Origin of the sequence: Novosphingobium sp. 18050 (assembly GCF_902706195.1) — a bacterium.
In the GTDB taxonomy this organism is placed as follows: Bacteria; Pseudomonadota; Alphaproteobacteria; order Sphingomonadales; family Sphingomonadaceae; genus Novosphingobium.
This window is the reverse complement of sequence record NZ_CACSJO010000060.1, coordinates 1-5,533: the sequence shown is the minus strand read 5'-3', so window position 1 is coordinate 5,533 and position 5,533 is coordinate 1. Positions and strand designations below refer to the sequence as shown.

Genomic DNA, 5,533 nt, shown 5'->3' with positions numbered 1-5,533 from the left:
AGACGGCGGCAACTGGCATTGCTCCGCATCGGTTGGCAGCAGGCAGCGCCGGGTCACCACCAAGACCGACAGTCTGTCTCTGGCCAAGAAAATTGCCGAAGACTGGTATCTTGGTCTGCGGGGCAAGGCGCCGCCAATGCTCGTCGGCATAAATGCCGAACAATACCAGCGGGCTGGGATCAGATTTCGATGCGTTCTCGAAATTGATCAGGTAACAGGTACGCTTCCAACTTAATATTCCGGCTATGTTCGGCCGCAGGACATCATGCCTGTCTTGCTGCGTATCACGGCACAGACGGGATAGTGTTCACGTCGATCAGGGGTCGGAATTTCTCAACGTTCACAGTGTAATACTAATTCTACACCGCAAGCGCGGGGTTCCGATTGGGATCTGACGATAAGGCATGGCGCAGAATGCTGCAATCTCACGGCCTTGACCCTTCGTCACATGCCGTCTCGGGCGCTCCGGCGTGCCCCACCAGACATTTCCCGCACGCGCGGATTGTGGTCAAGCTGGCAGAGCGTCCGCCCAAGACGGACTGCATGCCTTGGGGAGGCACATATGATCGATCTATCGAACAACCTGACGCGGCGCACATATCGGCTGACCGGACTTTCCATGCTCGCGCTGAGCACAGCCGTGCTGCCATCCGCCGCTCTGGCGCAGGGGACGTCCGATGCGACGCGAGCAGGTGCAGCAGCGGACGCAGAATTGACGGGCGAAATTGTCGTTACCGCGCGCCGCCGCGACGAAAATCTGGCCAAGGTCCCCATTGCTATCACTGCAATCGGCACTGAAGATCTGGTCAAGCGCGCCGTGACTACCGATTCCGATTTGCAACGTACGGTTCCCGGTCTGACCATCCGCCAGACGCAGGGCAATAATTCTCTGAACTATTCGTTGCGGGGCCAGAGCGCGGACATTTTCAGTGGATCGCCGTCCGCCGTCGTTACCTATCTCAACGAAGTGCCGATCCCGGTGGGCGGCTCATCGACCTTTTTCGACCTGCAGTCAGTGCAGGTTCTGAAAGGGCCGCAGGGCACATTGTTCGGCCGCAATGCCACGGGCGGCGCGGTCCTGTTTACCTCAGCGAAACCGACCAACGAACTGGGCGGCTATGCACGCGCTCGTTATGGCCGGTTCAACCATGTCGAGGTTGAGGGCGCGATCAACCTGCCCATTGTCGATGACAAGGTACTGCTGCGCGTGGCGGGCAACTACACCCACGACGATGGCTTCATCCACAATCTCTACACCGGCGATACCCTGGGCGAGATCAACCGCGGCAACGCCCGCATGACGCTGACCCTCAAGCCAACCGAGACGATCACCAACACCGCGATGCTGCAATATTCGAAGACGACGGGCACCAACACCGGCGCATCCTATACGTATAGCGTCTATGCCCCGGGCGAGACGAACAATGGAAATGCCCTCAATTCGGCTGCGGGCGGACTTTTCGGTCCCAATGGGGCATTTGGGCCTCAATTTTGGGCCGGCTATCTCGCTACACATCCAAAAGCCTATGCGGAGGGCCTTCTGGCCTATGTCGATGAGCAGCGACGTCTTGGTCCCTATGTGACCAATCACCCCGGCGGCGCTCGCCATTATGGAGAAAACTGGACGTTCACCAACGCGACGGAGTTCGAGCTGGGCGACCATCTCAAACTGCGGAATATCTTCGGCCTCGTCGACAGTTATACACTGAGCGACCAGCCGCAGCTCGGTGCCCCGTTCGCAACGATCCTGACCGAAAATGCCCAGCGCGGCCTATATGGCAATCTCGATAAGCTGCGGTCCTATTCCGAGGAAATCCAACTTCAGGGCGAGATCGGCGCGCTCGACTTCATTGTCGGCGTCTATTTCCAACGGCAGAAGGTGCGCTCGCAGTATCCACAGACCTATTTCGATCTGGGTGCGCCAGAATTTGGCACGCCCGCCTATGCCAACAATCATTTCCGCATCAAAAATAACACCAACGCGGTCTATGCTCAGGGCACTTATGACCTGTCTTCGATTGGCGCGCAGGGGCTGAAGCTGACTGCCGGTATCCGCTACACGTGGGAAAAGGTGAAGGGTTTCCAGCTCCCCGGTTCGGATAATTTCGGCGCACCGGAGCGGTCGCGCGATTATTCGGATCCGAGTTGGGAAGTCGGCCTGCAATATGAGGCGACCCCTGAACTCTTGCTCTACGCAAAGACACGCGGAAGTTTCCGCAGCGGTGGCTATAATGGCACGTTCGATCCGACTGTGCAGAACATCAATGCCAGCAACTTCTTCGGCTCGGAAACGACCGAGGATATCGAGGGCGGTCTGAAATATAGCGGCCGGTTGATGGGTTATCGCGCCACCCTCAACCTCGCAGTCTTCAACCAGTGGATTCATGGCGTGCAGCGGGCCGAATTCCCCGATCCCGATGGCCCCGGCCCGATTGCATCCATAGCCTTCACCACCAATGTTCCGGAGGAGCGCGTTCGCGGTATCGAGGCTGAGGCCATGATCCAGCCCGCCGACTGGGTGCGCGTCGGTGGCCAGCTTGCCCTCACCTCTGCAAAATTCACGAATGGTAATGTCATGCTGTTCGGGAAGGCGTATTCCTACGGGCCGGTAGGCGACACCCCCAAGCGTTCCGGCACCGTCTGGACGGAGCTGTCGGTGCCCGTTGACGAATCTGTGGGGCAGATCAGCCTGCGCGGCGAAGTCTATAGTCAGACCGGACAATATTTCTCCAACGCGGCCAACACCATCGCCCCGCGCACCCGCCTGCCCGGTTATACGCTGGTCAACGGCCGCTTGAGCTGGAACGAAATCATGGGGTCGACGATTTCGGCGGCCATTTATGGCGAAAATCTGTTCGACGAGGAATATTTCGTAGGCGGAATGCAGTTGGCTTCCGCGCTCGGTCATAATGGCGCGGTGGTCGGCAAACCGCGTACATATGGCATGGAGTTGTCTATAAAATTCTGATCGGTGAGGGGCGGCTCGCGCCGATGTGCGGCCGCCCTGTTGCATACTTTGGATTGGGGCGTGACTTGGGTACTTCGTGCTGATTTCAGGTGGTGTAAATTCCGAACTGCCTTTCGATCAGACGCACCTCTCCCATGATGCCTCCGCAATATTGCCGAAGCTTCGCCTGTCCCTTTTTAAGGGCGTGCCTGACCTCAAAACCCTCGATCGTGTCACCATCCTTATCGACGGCACGGTACAAATAGGTCCAGCGCGCTTTAACCTTGATGTAGATATCATCGATGCGCCCACTGCGTCAGATTTATGGTCGCTTCCAATACCACGGACAGGCGTGGCCTGGCGCGACCTGCATGAGCATTTCGGCAAGTGGTCTTCAGTTTACCGTCGGTTCCGGCGCTGGACGCTGTCTGGCTTGTGGGCGTCGCTCCTTGAAACGCTCAACGAAAACGGGGCGGCAATCCCAGCCTGCAAATGATCGACAGCACAATCATCCGGGAGCACCATTGTTCAGCCGGCCCTAAAGGGGGCCCCGGATCAGGGTCTTCGCCGCTTAAAAGGTGGCGTTACGACCAAGAGCCATCTCCGCATAAATGCGCTAGGCCTGCCCATAGCGGCGGCGCTGACCAGCGGCGAAGTCTCCGACTTTAAAGGATATATGCCGATCATGAATGCCGATGGGCCAGTGCCCAAGGTGCTGCTTGCCGACAAGGCCTACGACGCTGACTTCTTTCGCGAAGATATGGAAAGGCGCGGCGGCACCGCGATGATCCCGACCAAACGAAACCGCCTGATCCAGTCGCCTGTCCGCGATCTATGCCCTGCGCAACATGGTCGAACGCTGCTTCAACAAGCTCAAGAATGGTCGACGGCTCGCAACCCGCTACGATAAAACCGCCGACAGCTACCTGGGCGTCATCCACATCTTCTCAATCCGGCTGTGGACACGCCAATTTGTCAACACCTCCTAGGCGCTTCATGCCCCATGATCTCGTCGATGGCTTCGGCCTGTGCCCCGCGACGCTGGCTAAGCGTGGTCCTGAGGTCTCGATCCATGAGAGGGTGGGCCTGGTAAAACGATCTACCCGGCCGATCCAGCGCTCTGGTAGGACAACACCTGCCGGCAGTGGGAGGAGTTCCAAGGTCGGCTCAAGCGCGTGGGCGTGCGATCGCCACCAATCTCAATTCGGTGTTCGAAAATCCGATGTGAATTGCCGGGCCGACCGTAGCTATGAATCCCCGATTAGATTCTAAACGTGACGTAGCCAGCGGCGTAGAACAGGTCACGGCCCGGGCGGAACTTTTCGGAAACGTCGCCGTAGATAGTGTAGAATCCGAACGTCGTGAAAGGGTTCACCGCATAGCGCCCCGCTGCCGTCACGCGCTTGCCGAAGAAGCGGGCGTCCGATTCATCGGCACGGCGCAGGACTTGGCCGCCCAGCGAATACACGCCGTCGTGGGTCGAGGTGCGCCATAAACCTGCGACCGAGAAATCGAGCGTCAGGTTCGTCGTCGGCTGAAGGCTCAGCATCGGCTGGAAAATGGTCAGGTTGTGCGGCCCAAGGTCACCGTTATAGGTCAGCGGGCGCGGGAACAGCGGACCGTAGGTACCCATTTTGCCGTCGTTCGGATTGCGGTCTCCGGAACCCACGTCCACGCGCAGGCCAAGCTTGGGCTTCCAGCCTCCCTGCCACGCATGCGCGACGGTGGCGGTGAGGTAGTAGGCCTGGATGTCGAGCTGGCCAAACGAGCCCCACTGGCGGATCGCTTCAGCGTCGATGCTCCAGGCGTCGCGCTTGCCTGCGTAGCGCAGCGACAGCGTTCGGCGCTGGTCCCGCGATGCCGGGCCGGTGGCAAAATTCAGGCTGGCGCGGTCAGAGGCGACAAACAGTGCCTCGGCTCTTCCCATGCGGTTCGCAGAGCCGAAACTCCGGCCGAGGTGGAAGCCGGAGAGGTCGTAGTCTTGGTTGGTCTCGTCGTCGAACGTGCCAAGCTTTTCCAGGACTGCATGCCCCGCCAGGACGCCGCCATCCCATTTGCCGTTCGTTCCCATGACGCGCACGAGATCAAGCGAGCGGCGAGTGTTGGCACCTTCACGCATGTCGAAGACCGTGTAATTGCCGATCCCGATCTCCTGCCGGCCAACCCGGGCGGTGATTCTGGCCGATCCGACTGGAAGCCGCGCTTCCACGAACGCCTGGTTGAAGTCGAGGCGCCCTTCCTCGATCGGTGCGACAACCGAATCGAGGCCGGAACTGGTCGCGTGCTCGATGTCGACGAAGGCGCGAAACAGACCCTCGACCTGGAGGTCGCCCCAGACCCGCGTGCGCTGCTGGAAGTTGCCGTCGTCGTCCTGCGGACCGCGGCCCCAGCGCTCGCCGATGCGCATCTCGGGCCGAAGGCGAAGTTCCCCGCCGATGCTGGCGTACGTGTCGCCAGCGATTGGTATGTGCTTGAGCCGGGTCCACAGGTTCGCATCGCTGATGCCGCGGAAGCTGGAATAATCCTCTTCATGATTGATCGGCTTGAATGAGGGCTGGGGCGCCTTCGCAGGCGCGGGCGGCAGGG

At 59.7% G+C, this 5,533-nt stretch carries 6 protein-coding genes and 1 pseudogene; 5 read left to right on the top strand and 2 right to left on the bottom strand.

The window, feature by feature from the left end:
• A partial coding sequence (locus GVL61_RS25210) for a hypothetical protein (protein WP_235037898.1) occupies positions 1 to 235 on the top strand: 235 nt, incomplete at its 5' end.
• Positions 236 to 562: 327 nt separating this feature from the next.
• Positions 563 to 2,968 (top strand): TonB-dependent receptor, encoded by a 2,406-nt coding sequence (locus tag GVL61_RS24260; RefSeq protein WP_159983818.1) that lies wholly within the window; start codon positions 563 to 565, stop codon positions 2,966 to 2,968.
• Positions 2,969 to 3,173: 205 nt separating this feature from the next.
• Here GVL61_RS24260 and GVL61_RS25205 read toward each other — a convergent pair.
• Positions 3,174 to 3,260, bottom strand: a pseudogene (locus tag GVL61_RS25205) (DDE-type integrase/transposase/recombinase); the annotation flags it as partial.
• A gap of 39 nt (positions 3,261 to 3,299) precedes the next feature.
• Between GVL61_RS25205 and GVL61_RS25335 the strand changes: the two are divergent.
• From GVL61_RS25335 to GVL61_RS25545, 3 genes are read left to right on the top strand one after another with little or no spacing between them, the layout of a single operon-like run.
• Complete coding sequence (locus GVL61_RS25335) at positions 3,300 to 3,443, top strand: transposase (RefSeq protein WP_159983816.1); 144 nt, start codon at positions 3,300 to 3,302, stop codon at positions 3,441 to 3,443.
• A gap of 27 nt (positions 3,444 to 3,470) precedes the next feature.
• Positions 3,471 to 3,857: a transposase gene (locus GVL61_RS24245; RefSeq protein ID WP_159983820.1), complete on the top strand. Its 387-nt coding sequence runs from the start codon at positions 3,471 to 3,473 to the stop codon at positions 3,855 to 3,857.
• Positions 3,796 to 3,936, top strand: a complete 141-nt coding sequence (locus tag GVL61_RS25545) for a transposase (protein ID WP_159983814.1) — start codon at positions 3,796 to 3,798, stop codon at positions 3,934 to 3,936. Before GVL61_RS24245 ends, GVL61_RS25545 begins: the two co-directional genes overlap by 62 nt.
• A gap of 272 nt (positions 3,937 to 4,208) precedes the next feature.
• Here the strand turns inward: GVL61_RS25545 and GVL61_RS24235 are convergent.
• A partial coding sequence (locus GVL61_RS24235) for an alginate export family protein (protein ID WP_159983812.1) occupies positions 4,209 to 5,533 on the bottom strand: 1,325 nt, incomplete at its 5' end.